This window comes from Burkholderia sp. Bp9031, from assembly GCF_003857965.1.
Taxonomy (GTDB): domain Bacteria; phylum Pseudomonadota; class Gammaproteobacteria; order Burkholderiales; family Burkholderiaceae; genus Burkholderia; species Burkholderia ambifaria_A.
Genome location: NZ_QTPW01000009.1, coordinates 153,199 through 171,312, shown reverse-complemented (window position 1 = coordinate 171,312; position 18,114 = coordinate 153,199). Strand labels below are relative to the sequence as shown.

Sequence of the window (18,114 nt, the reverse complement as noted above, 5' to 3'; positions counted from 1 at the left end):
CGTTGGCGGACGCAGGCGCTCAGGCGCCGTTGATCCAGCGCGCCGCATACAGCAGCAGCGCGACGAACACGATGATCGCCGCCCACGCCCAGACGGGCAGCGGGCCGGATTCGCGATGATGGACGGCGCTCGCGGCGCGGCCGCTCAGCGCGCCGCCCAGGTGCGGCGGCAGCGGACGCTTCGCGGCAGCCATCAGCGACGCGGGCCGCAGGAACACATGCTGGCGACGCTGCGGATTCGAGCGCGCGCGGTTCGGCACGAGACCGTGCTTCGCCTGCACGACCGCGCAGAATTCGCGGAAGAAATCGTCGGTCCACTCGCGCAGCGCATTCTCGATCTGCCGCGCCGGCAGTTCGGCGAGCGGCCCGCTTGCCGTCGCCCACACCAGGTATTCGATGCGCGTCGCGGCTGCGTCGTCATCGTCCGGCAGCAGCACGAGGTCGACCTGCCCGCGCAGCGCGCCGAGGCCGTCGGCCCGCGCCTTGAAGCTGAGCACGCGGCGCGGCTGCCCTTCCGCGTCGCCCTGCTCGCTCGCCGAGTGCGCACGCACGTCGTAGCGCGCACGCAGCGGGCCGAGCGGGACCGTGATCGTCAGCGCGAACTCGCCGTGCGCGAGCTTCACGAACGATTCGCAGTGCTCGAAGCTCGCCCGCAGCAACGCGAGATCCTCGAATGCCTCCCGCACGACAGCCGGCGCGAGCGGTACGCGCAACGTGTCGTTCAGTTCCATGATGCCTCCCCGATGAACACGCGCCGCATCAGGACGTCTCGACGAGACTGTCGACCCGTGCGACATCGAAGGCGACGTAGTGCGCAAGCGCGGACGCGGTCTCCCCCGGTTCTTCGTAACTCCACGCGGCGTTCTCGATCACGCCGTCTTCGGTCTGCAAATCGAAATACACGGCCTGGCCCCGCAGCGGGCAGACCGTCGTGACGCTCGACTTCACGAGCCGGTGCATGTTGACGTCGCCGCGCGGCAGGTAATGGATGTCCGGCTGGCCCGTTTCGCGCACGGTCAGTGCGCCGTGCGAATCGGCATACGTGATGCCGCGATGGATCACGCGCACGCGATGGCGGTTCGGCACGATCTCGAGGCGAAGGTCGGCGGGATCGGACATCGTTTCTCCTCCGGGCGGCGGCCCCGGCAGGCAAGCCGGGCGCAGGAAACGAAAAAGCCACGGCACAGGTGCCGTGGCTTTCATTATGGGCGAAACTTCATCCGATTGCGCGCCCCGGGCAGGGCCCGCGCGATGCGCTACTGCGCACTCCACTGGAACGCGGCCTTCGTGCCGCCCTTCGCCCCGACCGTGACCGCGCGCGATTCATCACTGCCCTGGTACGACGCGTGGACAGTGTAGCGCCCCGGCGGCAGCTTCACGAGCATGTACGGCCCGCGTGCGTCCGTCTTCAGCAGCTCGGTGCCCTTGCCGTCGACGATCCGCACATGGACGTCGGCCAGGTATTCGCCGCCCTTGCCGGTGAAGCGCAGCGCCAGCGGCCACGCCGCTTCGTTTTGCTCGAATGCCGTCGATTGATCCTTGCCGATGCCGCCTGACACGTAGCTGACATCGCCCTGCTGGCTCGCCGCGGGCAAGCCGTCCGATTGCGCGTACGCGCCGGGCACGGCGGCCGCAAAGCCGGCGGCCAGCGCCGCGGCGACGGCAAATCGGGACACGTTGCGTAGATATTGCATGGCTCTCTCCTTTCGGGTCGGAACACAACACCACGAGGCCGAACGCCGGCGGCGCCCGCCAGGGCCGGCAAGGCCGGCCCGCAACGGCCGCCGGTCAGCTCAGGTCGACCGGCACGAAGATCTGTGCATTATCGCGCTGGATCAGTAGAGCAAGACTGTTGCCCGCTCCCTTGACCGCATCGCGCAACTGCTCGGGGCTCGTGACCGGGCGGCCGTTGACCGCGAGGATCACGTCGCCCGGCTGGATGCCCGCGCTCGCTGCCGGGCCGCCGGCCTGCTGCACGATCAGCCCGTGCGACAGGCTGGTCGCGCTGCGCTCCTGCGGCGTGAGCGGACGCACCGCGACGCCGAGGCGCCCCTGCTCGACGGGGCTGCCGTCGTTCGACGCCAGCTTCGCGTCGGCCATCGCGCCGAGCGTCACGCTGATCGACTTCTTCGACTTGTCGCGCCACACCTGCAGGTCAGCCTTCGAGCCCGGCTTCAGGTTCGCGATCTGCGCGGGCAGCGACGTGGAGTCGGCCACCGGCGAGCCGTTGACCGCCAGGATCACGTCGCCCGGCTGCAGGCCCGCCTTCGCGGCCGGGCCGTTCGGGTCGACCGAGCTGACGAGCGCGCCGTCCGGTTTCTGCAGACCGAACGAGCTCGCGAGCGTCTGGTTCAGCCCCTGCACGGCGACGCCGAGGCGGCCGCGGCTCACGTGGCCCGTCTTCACGAGCTCGTCCTTGACCTTGATCGCCTCGTTGATCGGGATCGCGAACGACAGGCCCTGGAAGCCGCCCGTCTGCGAGTAGATCATCGAGTTGATGCCGATCACCTCGCCCTGCAGGTTGAACAGCGGGCCGCCCGAGTTGCCGGGGTTCACCGGCACGTCGGTCTGGATGAACGGCGTGTAGTTCTCGTCGGGCAGCGCGCGCGATTTCGCGCTGATGATGCCGGACGTGACCGTGTTGTCGAAGCCGTACGGCGAGCCGATCGCGACGACCCACTGGCCGACCTTGCTCTGGCCCGGGTCGCCGATCTTCACGGTCGGCAGGCCGCTCGCGTCGATCTTCAGCACCGCGACGTCGGACTGCTTGTCGGAGCCGACGACCTTCGCCTTGTACTCGCGCTTGTCGGTCAGTTTGACCGTGACGACGTTCGCGCCGTCGATCACGTGTGCATTGGTGAGGATGTACCCGTCGGCGCTGACGATGAATCCCGAACCGAGGCTCGCGCTCGGCTGGTCGTCCGGCTGCGCGTCGCCGCCCATGCCCGGCACCTGGCCGTAGAAGTGCTTGAAGAACTGGTAGAACGGGTCGCTCGGATCCATCGGCAGCTGCGGCTGCTGCACCCGCCGCGACACCTGCTTCACGACGTGCTTCGCGCTGATGTTCACGACCGCCGGGCCGTAGGTTTCGACCAGCCCGGAGAAATCGGGAATGCCGGTCTTTGCCGCGGCCTCGGCCGGCATCAGCGCGGCGGCCTGCGCGGGCGTGATGATCTGCGGATCGGCGCGGCGGGTGCCCGCGACATAGCCGGCGGACAGGGCAGCTGCCACGGCGACCGCGACGGCGCCGCGCGCAAGGAATCGGGTGTTCATCGTAGGACCTCCTCTTTGTTAGGACGCAGCGTAACGACCCTGACTTAAAGGAGGCTTAATCGACCTTAAGCGGGGCTTAGGCCACCGCCGCGCCCGCTCGGGCGCCGTTCGTCATACTGATTCGGAGGCCTGCGGCGCCGGCGCCGGCATCTCGGCGTCGCGGAACACGACGCTCACGAGCAGGCCGCCCGCGGCCGCGTCGCCGAGCGTCACCGTCGCGCCCTGCTGCGCCGCCACGCGCTTGACGATCGCGAGGCCGAGCCCGCTGCCCGACACGTCGGCGCGCGAGCGCGCAGAGCTGTCGCGGTAGAAGCGGTCGAACACGCGCTCGCGCTCGTCGGCCGGGATGCCGGGCCCGCTGTCGCCGATCTGCACGCATGTGCGGCCAGCCGCGTCGCGCATCAGCGACACGTCGATGCGGCCGCCGTCGGGCGTGTACTTCACCGCGTTGTCGAGCAGGTTGCCGAACATCACGCGTAGCGCGCCGACGTCCGCGACGACGCTCGCCGCGCGCGTCTCCTCGAAGCCGAGATCGATGTGGTGCCGTTGCGCGAGCGGCGCATGCGCGGCCACGCATTCGACAAGCAGCGCCTGCAGGTCGACCGGCTCGCGCATCGTCGCGCCATCCGGTTCGGCGCGTGCAAGCGCGAGCAGTTGCTCCGTGAGACGCGTCGCACGCGACACGCCATCCTGGAGATCCGCGACCGCCTCGCGGCGCGATGCGTCGTCCTTCGCGCGGGCGACGAGCTGCGCCTGGATCTGCACGGCCGCGAGCGGCGTGCGCAGTTCGTGCGCGGCGTCGGCCACGAACGCCTTCTGCGTGTCGAGCGCGGCCGACAGCCGCGCGAGCAGCCCGTTCAGCGCGCGCACGAGCGGCTGCACCTCGAGCGGCAGGCGCGCATCGGGCAGCGGATCGAGCGCTTCCGGCCGGCGCGCCTCGACCGCGCGCGTCACGCGGCCGAGCGGTGCGAGCCCACGCCCGACGATCACCCACACGGCCGCGCCGAGGAACGGCAACAGCACGATCAGCGGCCACAGCGTGCGCAGCGCGACGTTCGCCGCGAGCCGGTTGCGCACCGACAGCGGCTGCGCGAGCTGCACGACGTTGTCACCGACGATCGCGCCGTACACGCGCCATTCGCCGCGATCGGTGCGCTCGGTCGAGAAGCCGAGCTCCGCGCGCGGCGCGATCGGCGCACGCGGATGCGAGAAGTACATCAGCACGCCGTTGCGATTCCAGATCTGGATCACGATGCCTTCGTCGCCATTGGTGCGCGAGCCGAACACCTGCGAGAACGGCTCGGACGGCAAGGCCGCCGCGATTTCCTGCAGTTGGTAGTCGAACAGCTCGTTCGCTTCGGCGAGCGCCTGCCGGTAGATGAGCCAGCCCGCGATGCCCACGCCCGCGACGACGATCGCAAGCAGCCAGATCAGCAATTGATGACGAATCGACCTCACGCGTCAGCTTTCCTTGACGACCATGTAGCCGAGACCGCGCACGTTGCGGATCAGGTCGGAGCCGAGCTTCTTGCGCAACGCGTGGATGTAGACCTCGACCGTGTTGCTGCCGATCTCCTCGCCCCAGCCGTACATCTTCTCCTCGAGCTGGCTCTTCGACAGCACCGCGCCGGGCCGCGCGAGCAGCGCCTCGAGCAGCGCGAACTCGCGCGCGGACAGCGCGACGGGCGCGCCGTCGAGCGTCACCTGGTGTGCCGCGGGATCGAGCGTGAGCGCGCCGTGGCGGATCAGCGACTCGCTGCGCCCCGCCTGGCGGCGGATCAGCGCGCGCATCCGCGCGCCCAGTTCGTCGAGGTCGAACGGCTTGACGAGGTAGTCGTCGGCGCCCGCGTCGAGGCCCTTCACGCGGTCGGCGACCGCATCGCGTGCGGTGACGATCAGCACCGGCAGCGACAGCCCGCGCGCGCGCAGCGTGCGCAGCACGTCGATGCCGTCGCGCTTCGGCAGGCCGAGATCGAGCAGCAGCAGGTCGTACGCCTCGCCGCCGAGCGCCGTGAGCGCCGCGTCGCCGTCCTGCACCCAGTCGACCGCGAAGCCGTCGGCGCGCAACGCCTTGCGCACGCCCTCGGCAATCATTCGATCGTCTTCAACAAGCAGAATCCGCATCGGAACTGGAACCCATGGGCGAGTAAAACATGGCGACCATTGTAGCGCCGCGAATCGCATGTGCCCCCTGCAATGCAACAGAAAGGCGGATTGCAAGGGGCGTGTCCGCACTTGTCTCTACAATGTGCGCTCCGGCGCCGCTAGCGCCCTGCCCGAACCCGTGCTTTTCCCGTATTCGCCCATGCCGATTTCCGCTCTTTCCGCCCGGTTCGCGCCGCGCGCCCGTCTCTGCCTGCGCGCGGCCGCCGTCGTCGCCACCTGCACGGCCCTTGCGTTCGCACCGTCCGCGCAGGCCCGCAAGAAGCCTCACAAGGAAGCGCGCAAGACCGCCGTCGTGTCGCCGGCCGCGCGCGCGGCCGGCCTGCCGGCGTCCGTGCTCGTCGCGCTGCAGCGCGCGAAGGTACCGGCATCGGCGATGAGCGTCGTCGTCGAGCGCGTCGGCGATCCCGAACCGCTGATCGCATGGAACGCGAGTCGGCCGATGTTGCCGGCGTCGACGATGAAGCTCGTCACGACCTTCTCGGGCCTATCGATCCTCGGCCCCGACTTCCGCTGGCGCACCACCGCGTATTCGGACGGCTCGATCGATCCGGACGGCACGCTGCAGGGCAACCTGTACATCAAGGGCACCGGCGATCCGAAGCTCGTGCCCGAGGAACTGATCGACCTCGTCGACAAGCTCCGCAAGGCGGGCGTCAAGCGCGTGGCCGGCGGCCTCGTGCTCGACAAAAGCTATTTTGCCGCGTCGACGCGCGACCTGCCATCGTTTGACGACGACGTGAGCGCACCGTACAACGTCGGCCCCGATCCGCTGCTGTACGCGTTCAAGGCCGTGTCGTTCACGGTCACGCCGGGTGACGACGGCAAGGTCGCCGTCGACGTGCTGCCGCCGCTCGCGAACCTGTCGATCGACAATCAGCTGTACGAAGGTAGCGGATCGTGCGGCGCAGCCGCCACGGCCGCGCGTCCGACGCTGTCGGCCGGCGGCGGCGGCATCATGACCGCGTCGTTCGCCGGCGACTATCCGCTGCGTTGCGGCGCGCACACGACCAACCTCGCGATTCTCGATCACACGGCGTTCTTCGCGCGCGGCTTCCTCGCGCTGTGGCAGCAGGACGGCGGCACGATCGCGGGACCGGTCAGCGAAGGCAAAGTGCCGACCACCGCGCGCCCGCTGGCCGTCCATCACAGCCCCGTGCTCGGCAGCATCGTCTACGACATCAACAAGTTCAGCAACAACGTGATGGCGCGCAACCTGTTCCTGACGATCGGCGCGGTCGCCGGCAAGCCGCCCGCCACCCCCGAGCAGTCGAGCCGCGCGATTCACGCGTTCCTGCAGAAGAGCGGGATCGCGATGCCCGACCTCGAGCTCGAGAACGGCTCGGGGCTGTCGCGCGACGAGCACGTGAGCGCGCTGTCGCTCGCCGCGCTGCTGCAGGCCGCGAACGCGAGCCCCGTCGCACAGGCGTTCGTCGATTCGCTGCCGATCGCCGGCATCGACGGCACGATGAAGAACCGCCTGACCAACGCCGGCGTGCTCGGCAACGCGCACATCAAGACCGGCACGCTGCGCGACGTGCGCGCGATCGCGGGCTACGTCGCGGGTGCCGACGGGCAGAGCTACATCGTCGTCAGCTTCATCAACGACGATCACGCGGAAGCCGCGCGCGCCGCGCACGACACGCTGCTCGAATGGGTCTACGCGGGCGCGCGCTGACGACGCACGCACCGCGACGCGGCGCACCCGTGCCCCGCGACCGGCTTGCGTCGAGCGCGGGGCGATACCGGCTTTCGAAGCCCGCGGCCCCCGGGACTTCGCCCGTCGCGGTTTGAAACGGCCTCGGCCGGCGGCACGCCGCGCACCGCCGGCCCATCCTGCCCACAAAAAAGGGGCCGCACCGCACGGCCCCGTTGCGCATGGTTTCCGTAGAAACCCTGTCCTCAGAGGGAACCCTCTACGCTGCCCCCTCGCCTAGCGCGTTGCGATTGCGTAGGCTGTTGGCCTGACCGATATCTACAACGGGCCATGCGCCCGGCCTCACGGCTTGCAGGGGAAAGGAGGAGACACGTCCATGCGATTCGACGTCGAATTGCTTCTGCTCGCGCTGGCGCCCGTCTTCCTGCTGTGCATCGCGTGGGAGGCCTGGCACCTCGCCCGCACGCGTGCGCAGGACCCTGTCTATGCGTGGCGCGACACGCTGTGCAATGCGGTGCTCGCGCTGATGCACCAGGGCGCCGACAAGCTCGCGTGGCTGTTCGTGATCCCCGTTTATGCGTACTGCTACGCACATTTTCGGTTGTTCACGTGGCACGACGGCTGGCTGTCGTTCGTCGTGCTGTTCGTCGGCCAGGATTTCCTCTACTACGTGTTCCATCGCGCGAGCCATCGCGTGCGCTGGCTGTGGGCCGCGCACGTCGTGCACCACTCGTCCGAGCGGATGAATTTCTCGACCGCGTTCCGGCAGAGCCTGATGTATCCGGTCGCGGGCATGTGGGCGTTCTGGCTGCCGCTCGCGTTCCTCGGCTTTCCGCCGCAGCAGATCGTCGGCGTCGTGCTGATCAATCTCGCGTTCCAGTTCTTCGTGCACACGCAGGCGATCGGCAAGCTCGGCTGGCTCGAATACGTGCTCAACACGCCGTCGATCCATCGCGCGCATCATGCACGCAACCCGCGCTACATCGACCGCAATTACGCAGGTGTACTGGTGATCTGGGACCGCCTGTTCGGCAGCTACGTCGAGGAGTCGCCCGACGATCCGCCGCAATACGGAATCGTCGAGCCGCTCGGCTCGAACAACCCGCTCGTCGCGACGTTTCACGAGTGGGCGTCGATGGCGGCCGACGCGCTGCGCGTCGACGGATGGCGCAACAAGCTGCGCGCGATTTTCGGCCCGCCCGAATGGGCGAGCGCTTATCATGCGCAGATCGCCGAGGCCGCAAACCACGATCCGCGCACCACGCCGCTCGCGGCCGTGCGCGACCAATAACCGCTTCAGCCAACGGCCGCCGTGCAGCCTGAACCTGAGCGGGCACACGGCAGATGCACAACACATCGGGCCATATCTACGAGGAGATCCATCGATGCAGTCACGACAATCCACTCCGTCGCGCAACCGTCAACGCCTGCTGCGCACCGCGCAGGTCGCAATCGCGGGCGCCGCGCTCGCCCTGCTCGCCGCGTGCGGCGGCGGTGACGACAACAACAACAGCGCGTCGAACACGCCGCCGTCCGGCGTGAAAATGCAGATCGTGTCGTTCGGCGACAGCCTGTCGGACGTCGGTACCTACTCGCAGATCAAGCTCGGCTTCGGCGGCGGCCGCTTCACGACCAACCCCGGTCAGGTGTGGACGCAGGACGTCGCGCAGTACTACGGCGACACGCTGCAGCCCGCGAACCAGGGCGGCTTCGGCGTCCCGCTGCAGGCCATGGGCGGCCTCGGCTACGCACAGGGCGGCTCGCGCGTGACGCTGCAGCCGGGCATCGGCCACGCGGCGTCGAGCGTGCCGAACCCCGACTACGCGCAGGCAACCACGACGCCGATCGCCGACCAGGTCAAGCAGTACCTGTCGCAGCACGGCAGCTTCAACGCCGGCCAGATCGTGCTGATCAACGGCGGCGCGAACGACATCTTCTATCAGGCACAGGTCGCGCAGGCGCAAGGCAACACGCCGGCCGCGCAGCTCGCGGCCGCGCAGGCGATCGGCCTCGCCGCTCAGCAGCTCGGCGGCATCGTCCAGCAGATCGTCGCGGCCGGTGCGTCGCACGTGTTCGTCGCGAACGTGCCGGACATCGGCAGCACGCCGCTCGCGCTGCAGGGCGGCACGCAGGCCGCGTTCACGCAGCTGTCGGGGCTCTTCAACCAGGCGCTGGTCGGCACGCTCGTTGCACTGAAGGTCGACACGACGAAGTACGCGATGCTCGATTCGTTCAAGTGGCAGGACGGCATCGCGGCGAACTACCAGGCGAACGGCTTCAGCGTGTCGAACACCGACACCGCGTGCAACCTGAAGGCGATGGTCGCGGCCGCGACCCAGTACGGCGTCGCGGATGCAACCGCCTTCGGCTCGTCGCTGTTCTGTTCGCCGCAGACCTACACGACCGCCAACGCGGACCAGACCTACATGTTCGCCGACACGGTCCACCCGACGACGCGCCTGCACGCGCTGTTCGCGCAATACGCCGAGCAGCAGATCGCGGCATCGGGCGTCGGCAAGTAAGCGGCCCGCCACGCGCGCAAACGAAAACGCCCGACCGGTTCGCCGGTCGGGCGTTTTTTGTTCCGGACGATGCGAAACGCTGCGTCAGTCGTGCGCTTCGAACGCCGCGGCCGCACGACCGAGACGATCGTTGACCGCGATCCACTCGACGGTCTCGGGCAGCTTCTCCACGAGGATGCGTGCGACCTGCGCGCGGTCGAGCGCGCGCAGCATGCCGTACAGGTCGCGCGCATACGCCTGTGGATCTTCGGGCGCCGCGACGAAATGCACGCCGTCGGCCTGTGCCCAGCGTCCCGCGCGCGACGCGCGTGCGACGAGCGCAACGCGTTCGCCATCGGTCTGCGCGGCCGCGAGCAGCGGCTCGAGCGCCTCGAACGGCAGCAGCGCGAGCGGCGTGCGCGGCGCGTAATGCGCCTTCAGCGTGCCGGACGCGCGCGGCGCGGTCGCGTCGCTGCCGTCGGGCAGGCGCGGCGCGCGGCCGAGCACGTCGGCGATCTGCTGCGGCGTCACGTGGCCCGGGCGCAGCAGCGCCGGGAAGCCGCGCGACAGGTCGAGGATCGTCGATTCGATGCCGACTTCGGACGGACCGCCGTCGAGCACGTGAACCGTGTCGCCGAATTCGTCGCGCACGTGCTGTGCGGTGGTCGGGCTCACGTGGCCGAAGCGATTCGCGGACGGCGCGGCGACACCGCCGTGACCGCCGCGCCGCGCGCTGAACGCGGCCAGCAGCGCCTGCGCGACCGGATGCGACGGGCAGCGCAGGCCGACCGAATCCTGGCCGCCGCTCACGGCGTCCGGGATGCGCGCATGGCGTTTCAGGATCAGCGTGAGCGGGCCCGGCCAGAACGCATCGATCAGCGCCTTCGCATCGGCCGGCAGGTCGTCGGCCCAGTAGCCCGGATCCCCGCCGGGCGGCAGATGCACTATCACCGGATGGTTCGCCGGGCGCCCTTTCGCCGCGTAGATGCGCGCGACGGCTTCGGGATTCGCCGCGTCGCCGCCGAGCCCGTAGACGGTTTCGGTCGGGAATGCGACGAGCTGCCCCGCGTCGAGCAGCGCGGCAGCCGCGTCGATCTGCGCGGGCGTCACGGCGTGCGGGAGATCGATGGACATCGGCCGGCGCCTCAGTCGATCGCCACGCGCAGCAGCTGCGCGCACGCGGTGGCGGCGGCGACGGCCTCGTCGCGCGTCTCGGCCGTGAAGTTCACGTGGCCCATCTTGCGGCCGACGCGCGCTTCTTCCTTGCCGTACAGATGCAGGTGCGCGGCCGGCATCGCGGCGACCGTGTCCCACGGCGGCGTGACGGCTTCGGCCGCGCCGCCGTTCGGGAACCACACGTCGCCGAGGATGTTCAGCATCGCGGCCGGCGAATGCTGGCGCGGGTTGCCGAGCGGCATGCGCGTCATCGCGCGCACCTGCTGCTCGAACTGGCTCGTTGCGCACGCATCGACCGTGTAGTGGCCGGAGTTGTGCGGGCGCGGCGCCATTTCGTTCGCAACGAACGAGCCGTCTTCCAGCACGAAGAATTCGACGCACAGCACGCCGACGTAGCCGAGCGTATCGGCGATCCGGACGGCCGCCTGCTGCGCCTCTTCGACACGCGCGGCATCGGCGGCCGGCGCCGGCACGACGGTCAGCGCGAGGATGCCGTTGTGATGCACGTTCTGCGCGAGCGGGAATGCGGCCGAGCGGCCGTCCGCGCCGCGCGCGATCAGCGCGGACACTTCGTATTTGAGCGGCAGGCGCTTTTCGAGCACGCACGGCACGCCGCCGAGCGCCGCATGCGCGTCGCGCGCTTCCTGCACGGTGCCCACGCGCACCTGGCCCTTGCCGTCGTAGCCGAGGCGCGCCGTCTTCAGGATGCCCGGCAGCACCGCGCCGAGCGCGGCATCGTCGAGCGCGGCGAGTGCCGCCGCCGATTCGATCACGACGTGCGGCGCGACCGGCACGCCGGAGGCCTCGATGAAACGCTTCTCCGCGATCCGGTCCTGCGCGACCGCGACGCAGCGGCCGGCCGGCGCGACGAACGTCGTGCGCGCGAGGAAATCGAGGCTCGCGGCCGGCACGTTCTCGAACTCCGTCGACACGGCATCGCACAGGTCGGCCAGTTCGGCGAGCGCGGCTTCGTCGTCGTAGGCCGCGCGCAGGTGGCGGTCGGCGACCGCGCCGGCGGGGCTCGTCGGGTCGGGATCAAGCACGGCGACGCGATAGCCCATCGACTGGGCGGCAAAGCAGAACATGCGGCCGAGCTGGCCACCGCCGACCATGCCCAGCCACGCGCCGGGCAGGATCGGGGAAACGGAATCAGGAGTTGCGGTCATGTCAGTGATCGGTCGCGGCGGGCGCTGCCCGCCGCAGTGGGGAGGTCGGGTGGCCGCTGGAATGGCAGTGCGGCCGCCGGTGCGCCGTCAAGCCAGCGGCGGCAGCACCATCGCGTGCGCGGCTTCGTTCTGACGCACGCGGAACGCGGCGAGCCGGTTCGCATAGTCGACCGACGTGCCGGACAGGATCGACACCGCGAACAGCGCGGCATTCGCGGCGCCGGCCTCGCCGATCGCGAACGTCGCGACCGGCACGCCCTTCGGCATCTGCACGATCGAGTGCAGCGAATCGACGCCCTTCAGGTACTTGCTCGCGACCGGCACGCCGAGCACCGGCACCGTGGTTTTCGCGGCCAGCATGCCGGGCAGGTGCGCGGCACCGCCGGCGCCCGCGATGATCGCGCGCAGCCCGCGCTCGCGCGCCTTCTCCGCATAGTCGAACATCTCGTCGGGCATCCGGTGCGCGGACACGACCTTCGCTTCGTACGGCACGCCGAATTCCTGCAGGATCGCGACCGCGTTCTTCATCACGTCCCAGTCGGAACTCGAACCCATCAGCACGCCGACGAGCGGCGCGCTGTGCGTGTGGGCAGTCTGGACTTCACTCATTTCGTGCGTTCTCTCTCAGGCAAGCGGCTGGCCGGTGATGCGCTCGAGCGCTTCCTGGTACTTCGCGGCCGTCTTCTCGACGACGTCGGCCGGCAGCGCCGGTGCCGGCGCGGTCTTGCCCCACGGCTGCGCCTCGAGCCAGTCGCGCACGAACTGCTTGTCGAACGACGGCGGGTTGGTGCCGACTTCGTACTGGTCTGCCGGCCAGAAGCGCGACGAATCGGCCGTCAGCACTTCGTCCATCAGGTACAACTTGCCGTGGTTGTCGAGGCCGAATTCGAACTTCGTGTCGGCGATGATGATGCCGCGCGTCGCCGCGTAGTCGGCCGCTTCCTTGTACAGCTTGATCGAGATGTCGCGAATCGTCGCGGCCAGCTCGGTGCCGATGCGGCGCTCGGTTTCCTCGAACGTGATGTTCTCGTCGTGCTCGCCGAGCTCGGCCTTCGCGGCCGGCGTGAAGATCGGCTCGGGCAGCTTCTGCGCGTTCTGCAGGCCTTCCGGCAGCTGCACGCCGCACACGGCGCCCGATGCCTGGTATTCCTTCCAGCCGCTGCCGGCCAGGTAGCCGCGCACGACCGCTTCGATCATGATCGGCTCGAGGCGCTTGACGACCGCGGCGCGGCCCTTGACCTGCTCGACCTCGTCGGCCGCGACGACCGCTTCAGGCGCGTCGCCCGTCAGGTGGTTCGGCACGATGTGCGCGAGCTTGTCGAACCAGAAGTTCGCCATCTGGTTCAGCACGCGGCCCTTGTTCGGAATCGGCTCGCCCATGATCACGTCGAATGCCGACAGGCGATCGGTCGTGACGATCAGGAGCTTGTCGTTGCCGACCGCGTAGTTGTCGCGGACCTTGCCGCGACCGAGGAGCGGCAGCGAGCGGAGCGTGGATTCGTAAAGGGTAGACATCGTCTTTTCGCAGATAAGGAGCCAAACAAAAAGGGAAACGCCGTTCCCCGCGGCAGGCGGGAACGGCGGTCTTGCAATGCGTCGGCGAACCGCTGGGAGATCACGCCCGTCGGTTGCCGGCCGGCCCTCGTTCGGCCGGACGGAACGGCTGCCGAAGCCGGATCCGATCCGGCCCCAAGGCAGTCGGCCCCGGCCCGGCGCGAAACCGGGCGGGGCAATCGTACTACAGTCTCAGCGCACGACCTGTGCGAGCGCGCCGGACTTGTACTGTTCGGCGATCTTGTCGAGCGACACCGGCTTGATTTTCGCGGCCTGGCCTTCGCAGCCGAACGCGAGGAAGCGGTCGACGCAGACCTTCTTCGCCGCTTCGCGCGCGGGCTTCAGGTAGTCGCGCGGATCGAACTTGCCCGGGTTCTCGAACAGGTAGCGGCGGATCGCGCCGGTGATCGCGAGACGCAGGTCGGTATCGATGTTGATCTTGCGCACGCCGTGCTTGATGCCTTCCTGGATTTCCTCGACCGGCACGCCGTAGGTTTCCTTCATGTCGCCGCCGAATTCGCGGATCTCGGCCAGCAGTTCCTGCGGCACCGACGACGAACCGTGCATCACCAGGTGCGTGTTCGGGATGCGTGCGTGGATTTCCTTGATGCGCTGGATCGACAGGATGTCGCCCGTCGGCTTCTTCGAGAACTTGTACGCGCCGTGCGACGTGCCGATCGCGATCGCGAGCGCGTCACACTGCGTGAGTTTCACGAAGTCGGCGGCCTGCTCCGGATCGGTCAACAGCTGCTCGCGGGTCATCGTGCCTTCCGCGCCGTGGCCGTCTTCCTTGTCGCCCTTCATCGTCTCGAGCGAGCCGAGCACGCCGAGTTCGGCTTCGACCGTCACGCCGATCGAGTGCGCCATCTCGACGACCTTGCGCGACACGTCGACGTTGTATTCGTACGAGGCGACCGTCTTGCCGTCGGCTTCGAGCGAACCGTCCATCATCACGCTGGTGAAGCCGCTGCGGATCGCGCCCATGCAGACCGCCGGCGACTGGCCATGGTCCTGGTGCATCACGACCGGGATGTGCGGATACGACTCGACCGCCGCTTCGATCAGGTGGCGCAGGAACGGCTCGCCTGCGTACTTACGCGCGCCGGCCGATGCCTGCATGATCACGGGCGCGCCGACCTGATCCGCCGCCGCCATGATCGCCTGGACCTGCTCCAGGTTGTTCACGTTGAAGGCCGGCAGGCCGTAACCGTGCTCTGCCGCGTGGTCCAGCAATTGACGCATTGATACGAGAGGCATTGTGGAACTCCTTGGAATGAAAACCGGTGCGCCCTGACGCCGGCGCGGCGCTCACCCCCCGTCGAAGCCGGGGCGGCACGGACACGGCGCGGCTGGGCGTCGAATAGCCGCATTTTATCGCGAAGCGCCTCCGATTCCGACCGCCCGGTGGCGCGTACTCGCAATTTGTTACCTTCGCACGGCACAATCCGGGCAAAAAACAGAAAAAAAGCCGCGCGGGGCATCAGACCCCACGCGGCTTTCATCTGAAAAACGGCGCCCGATCAGCTCGGGCGGCCGGTCGACGGACCGGCCCGGCGCACGCCGGCGCTCAGTAATGCTCGCCGACCCGCACGATCTTCAGCGTATTGGTGCCGCCCGCCTGCCCCATCGGCTCGCCGACGGTCAGCACGACCATGTCGCCGTGCTGCACGTAGCCCTGCTTGACGACGATCTCGAGCGCCGCCTGCAGCGCCGAGTCGCGGTCGCTGTTGAAGTCGACGTGCAGCGGCGTCACGTTGCGGTACAGCGCCATCGTGCGCTCGCTGCCGACGCGCGGCGTCAGCGCGAAGATCGGCACGTGCGTGTAGTGACGCGACATCCACAGCGCGGTCGCACCCGATTCGGTCAGCGCGATGATCGCCTTCGCGCCGAGGTGGTATGCGGTGAACAGCGCGCCCATCGCGATCGACTGGTCGATCCGCGTGAACGTGCGGTCGAGGAAATCCTTGTCCAGCTCGACGTGCTCGGACTTTTCCGCCTCGACGCACACGGCCGCCATCGTCTCGATCGTGACGACCGGGTACTTGCCGGCGGCCGTCTCGGCCGACAGCATCACCGCGTCGGTGCCGTCGAGCACCGCGTTCGCGACGTCCGACACTTCCGCGCGGGTCGGCACGGGCGCGTGGATCATCGATTCCATCATCTGCGTCGCGGTGATCACGAGCTTGTTCGACTCGCGCGCCATCCGGATCATGCGCTTCTGCAGCGCCGGCACGGCCGCGTTGCCGACTTCCACCGCGAGGTCGCCGCGCGCGACCATGATCCCGTCGGACGCATCGAGAATGCTCTGCAGCGCCGGAATCGCCTCCGCGCGCTCGATCTTCGCGATCATCTTCGGCTTGATGCCGTACGGCGCGCCCGCGATGTTCGCGAGCTGGCGCGCCATTTCCATGTCGGTCGCGTTCTTCGGAAACGACACCGCGACGAGATCCGCGCCGAGCGACATTGCCGTGCGGATGTCCTCCATGTCCTTCGCGGTCAGCGCGGGTGCCGACAGGCCGCCGCCCTGGCGGTTGATCCCCTTGTTGTTCGACAGCTCGCCGCCCACCTTGACGATCGTGTGGATCTCGTCGCCGAGCACGCGCTCGACGGTCAGCACGATCAGGCCGTCGTTCAGCAGCAGCAGGTCGCCCGGCTTCAGGTCACGCGGCAGTTCCTTGTAGTCGAGGCCGACCCGCTCGTCGTTGCCGAGCTCGCAGCCCGCGTCGAGGATGAAGGCCTGGCCCGGCGTCAGCGTCGTCTTGCCGTTCTCGAACTTGCCGACGCGGATCTTCGGGCCCTGGAGGTCGGCCATGATCGCGATCTCGCGGCCGACCCTGCGGGCGGCCTCGCGCACCATCTCGGCGCGCTGGCGGTGATCGTCGGCCGTGCCGTGCGAAAAATTGAGCCGCACGACGTCGAGGCCCGCCTGCATCATCTGCAGCAGAATCTCCGGCGAACTGGAAGCCGGGCCGATCGTGGCGACTATCTTGGTGGCGCGCTGCATGAAACTCCTCATCTGGATCAAGGTGGATGCGCTGGGTGAAACGCTGCGAGAGCCGGAATCGGCGAGCCCAGCGGCGGCCGTTCCGGGGAGCGTGCCGGTGCTTGCGCCCGGCATCGCTTTGTTCTGAATCTCGTGGTGCTGTACGGCCGCGTCGCCGGCAGCCGCCGGTGCGCGCGGGGCCGAGTTCGCCCGCGCGGGCGCGCGTTTGCGCTTGCCCGTGCCGGCCGGCTGCTCCGCTTTCGCGGAGCGCGCGGCCCTCGTCACCCCTGCGCGCGCCGCCACGCTCAGGCCGCCCGCGTTTCGAGCACTTCCACCGCCGGCAGCTTCTTCCCCTCGAGGAACTCGAGGAAGGCGCCGCCGCCCGTCGAGATGTAGCTGACCTGGTCGTGGATGCCGTACTTCGCGATGGCCGCGAGCGTATCGCCGCCGCCCGCGATCGAAAACGCGGACGATTTGGCGATCGCTTCGGCGAGCGTCTTGGTGCCGTTGCCGAACTGGTCGAACTCGAACACGCCGACCGGGCCGTTCCACACGATCGTGCCGGCCTTCTCGAGCTGGCTCGCGAGCGCCTTGGCCGTATCGGGGCCGATGTCGAGGATCATGTCGTCCGCTTCGATGCCAGCGACCTGCTTCACCGTGGCCGCGGCCGTCGGCGAGAATTCCTTGGCCGTCACGACGTCGGTCGGGATCGGCACCGACGCGCCGCGCTCGCGCGCTTCGTCGATGATCGCCTTCGCCTCGGCAACGAGATCGGCTTCCGCGAGCGACTTGCCGATCGACAGGCCAGCCGCGAGCATGAACGTGTTCGCAATGCCGCCGCCGACGATCAGCTGGTCGACCTTCCCGGCCAGCGACTTGAGGATCGTCAGCTTGGTCGACACCTTCGAGCCCGCGACGATCGCAACCAGCGGACGCGCCGGGTTGCCGAGCGCCTTGCCGAGCGCGTCGAGTTCGGCGGCCAGCAGCGGGCCCGCGCACGCGACCGGCGCGTACTTCGCGATCCCGTGGGTGGTCGCCTCGGCGCGGTGCGCGGTGCCGAACGCGTCGTTCACGTACACGTCGCAGAGCTTCGCCATTTTCTGGGCGAGCTCGTCCGAATTCTTCTTCTCGCCCTTGTTCACGCGGCAGTTCTCGAGCAGCACGACCTGGCCCGGCGCGACGTTCACGCCGTTCTCGACCCAGTTCGAGACGAGCGGCACATCACGGCCAAGCAGCTCGGCGAGGCGCTTCGCGACCGGCGCGAGCGAGTCTTCCGGCTTGAATTCGCCTTCGGTCGGACGGCCGAGGTGCGACGTGACCATCACGGCCGCGCCGGCGTCGAGCGCGGCCTGGATGGCCGGCACGGACGCGCGCACGCGCGTGTCTTCGGTGATGTTGCCGTGATCGTCCTGCGGGACGTTCAGGTCGGCGCGGATGAACACCCGCTTGCCGGCGAGCTGGCCGGCGGCGATCAGGTCGGTAAGACGCTTGACTTGGCTCATGTTGAACAGATTGAAGTAGTGGATGGGGAAAAGGGGGTCACGCTGGACGTGCGCGGGCTGCCGCGAAAGGGCGCCGGATGCGGCCGTGGCTGGCGGTTCGCATGACGCGCACGGGTAAAAAATCTCGAACGGGCATTCTA

General features: G+C 68.8%; 17 protein-coding genes. 4 read left to right on the top strand and 13 right to left on the bottom strand.

Translation table 11 applies throughout. The features are described from left to right. Nucleotides 1-19: 19 nt before the first annotated feature. The 6 genes from DIE15_RS14910 to DIE15_RS14885 all read right to left on the bottom strand — a co-directional run bounded on the left by DIE15_RS14910 (nt 20) and on the right by DIE15_RS14885 (nt 5,396). The gene (locus DIE15_RS14910; RefSeq protein WP_124833671.1) at nt 20-730 is read right to left on the bottom strand and encodes a CoxG family protein; all 711 of its coding nucleotides are present in this window, start codon (nt 728-730) and stop codon (nt 20-22) included. Nucleotides 731-758: 28 nt separating this feature from the next. After that, nucleotides 759-1,118 carry a DUF427 domain-containing protein gene (locus tag DIE15_RS14905; RefSeq protein ID WP_057929301.1) on the bottom strand — a complete coding sequence of 120 codons (360 nt, stop codon included), beginning with the start codon at nt 1,116-1,118 and terminating at the stop codon, nt 759-761. A gap of 137 nt (nt 1,119-1,255) precedes the next feature. Then, nucleotides 1,256-1,693 (bottom strand): carboxypeptidase-like regulatory domain-containing protein, encoded by a 438-nt coding sequence (locus DIE15_RS14900; protein WP_057929302.1) that lies wholly within the window; start codon nt 1,691-1,693, stop codon nt 1,256-1,258. Nucleotides 1,694-1,787: 94 nt separating this feature from the next. Further along, nucleotides 1,788-3,272: a DegQ family serine endoprotease gene (locus DIE15_RS14895; RefSeq protein ID WP_057929303.1), complete on the bottom strand. Its 1,485-nt coding sequence runs from the start codon at nt 3,270-3,272 to the stop codon at nt 1,788-1,790. 111 nt (nt 3,273-3,383) lie between these two features. Next, nucleotides 3,384-4,730 carry an ATP-binding protein gene (locus DIE15_RS14890; protein ID WP_057929304.1) on the bottom strand — a complete coding sequence of 449 codons (1,347 nt, stop codon included), beginning with the start codon at nt 4,728-4,730 and terminating at the stop codon, nt 3,384-3,386. Between the two features lie 3 nt (nt 4,731-4,733). Then, nucleotides 4,734-5,396 (bottom strand): response regulator, encoded by a 663-nt coding sequence (locus DIE15_RS14885; protein ID WP_057929305.1) that lies wholly within the window; start codon nt 5,394-5,396, stop codon nt 4,734-4,736. A 181-nt stretch (nt 5,397-5,577) separates the two neighbouring features. On the opposite strand from DIE15_RS14885, the gene dacB reads away from it, so the two are divergent. From dacB to DIE15_RS14870, 3 genes are all read left to right on the top strand, one after another. Further along, nucleotides 5,578-7,113 carry a D-alanyl-D-alanine carboxypeptidase/D-alanyl-D-alanine-endopeptidase gene (gene dacB / locus DIE15_RS14880; RefSeq protein WP_057929306.1) on the top strand — a complete coding sequence of 512 codons (1,536 nt, stop codon included), beginning with the start codon at nt 5,578-5,580 and terminating at the stop codon, nt 7,111-7,113. A 355-nt stretch (nt 7,114-7,468) separates the two neighbouring features. Then, nucleotides 7,469-8,383: a sterol desaturase family protein gene (locus DIE15_RS14875; protein ID WP_124833670.1), complete on the top strand. Its 915-nt coding sequence runs from the start codon at nt 7,469-7,471 to the stop codon at nt 8,381-8,383. Nucleotides 8,384-8,477: 94 nt separating this feature from the next. Next, nucleotides 8,478-9,614 carry an SGNH/GDSL hydrolase family protein gene (locus DIE15_RS14870; protein WP_124833669.1) on the top strand — a complete coding sequence of 379 codons (1,137 nt, stop codon included), beginning with the start codon at nt 8,478-8,480 and terminating at the stop codon, nt 9,612-9,614. 84 nt (nt 9,615-9,698) lie between these two features. Here DIE15_RS14870 and DIE15_RS14865 read toward each other — a convergent pair whose 3' ends face one another. From DIE15_RS14865 to pyk, 6 genes are all read right to left on the bottom strand, one after another. Continuing rightward, nucleotides 9,699-10,727, bottom strand: a complete 1,029-nt coding sequence (locus tag DIE15_RS14865; RefSeq protein WP_124833668.1) for an L-threonylcarbamoyladenylate synthase — start codon at nt 10,725-10,727, stop codon at nt 9,699-9,701. 11 nt (nt 10,728-10,738) lie between these two features. Continuing rightward, a complete protein-coding gene (locus DIE15_RS14860) occupies nt 10,739-11,935 on the bottom strand; it encodes a 5-(carboxyamino)imidazole ribonucleotide synthase (protein WP_124833667.1) in 1,197 nt (398 codons plus the stop codon). 87 nt (nt 11,936-12,022) lie between these two features. Beyond that, nucleotides 12,023-12,544 (bottom strand): 5-(carboxyamino)imidazole ribonucleotide mutase, encoded by a 522-nt coding sequence (gene purE / locus DIE15_RS14855; RefSeq protein ID WP_012364611.1) that lies wholly within the window; start codon nt 12,542-12,544, stop codon nt 12,023-12,025. 15 nt (nt 12,545-12,559) lie between these two features. Then, nucleotides 12,560-13,450, bottom strand: coding sequence for a phosphoribosylaminoimidazolesuccinocarboxamide synthase (locus DIE15_RS14850; RefSeq protein ID WP_057929311.1), 891 nt, complete (start codon nt 13,448-13,450; stop codon nt 12,560-12,562). Between the two features lie 231 nt (nt 13,451-13,681). Beyond that, nucleotides 13,682-14,746: a class II fructose-bisphosphate aldolase gene (fba, locus tag DIE15_RS14845; protein ID WP_057929312.1), complete on the bottom strand. Its 1,065-nt coding sequence runs from the start codon at nt 14,744-14,746 to the stop codon at nt 13,682-13,684. A 310-nt stretch (nt 14,747-15,056) separates the two neighbouring features. Next, nucleotides 15,057-16,493 carry a pyruvate kinase gene (gene pyk / locus DIE15_RS14840; protein ID WP_057929313.1) on the bottom strand — a complete coding sequence of 479 codons (1,437 nt, stop codon included), beginning with the start codon at nt 16,491-16,493 and terminating at the stop codon, nt 15,057-15,059. Here pyk and DIE15_RS37685 point away from each other — a divergent pair. Then, nucleotides 16,492-16,620, top strand: a complete 129-nt coding sequence (locus DIE15_RS37685) for a hypothetical protein (RefSeq protein WP_260428264.1) — start codon at nt 16,492-16,494, stop codon at nt 16,618-16,620. The two genes, pyk and DIE15_RS37685, sit on opposite strands and share 2 nt — an antisense overlap. Nucleotides 16,621-16,777: 157 nt before the next feature. Here DIE15_RS37685 and DIE15_RS14835 read toward each other — a convergent pair whose 3' ends face one another. Then, complete coding sequence (locus tag DIE15_RS14835) at nt 16,778-17,974, bottom strand: phosphoglycerate kinase (RefSeq protein WP_124833666.1); 1,197 nt, start codon at nt 17,972-17,974, stop codon at nt 16,778-16,780. Nucleotides 17,975-18,114 lie beyond the last annotated feature (140 nt).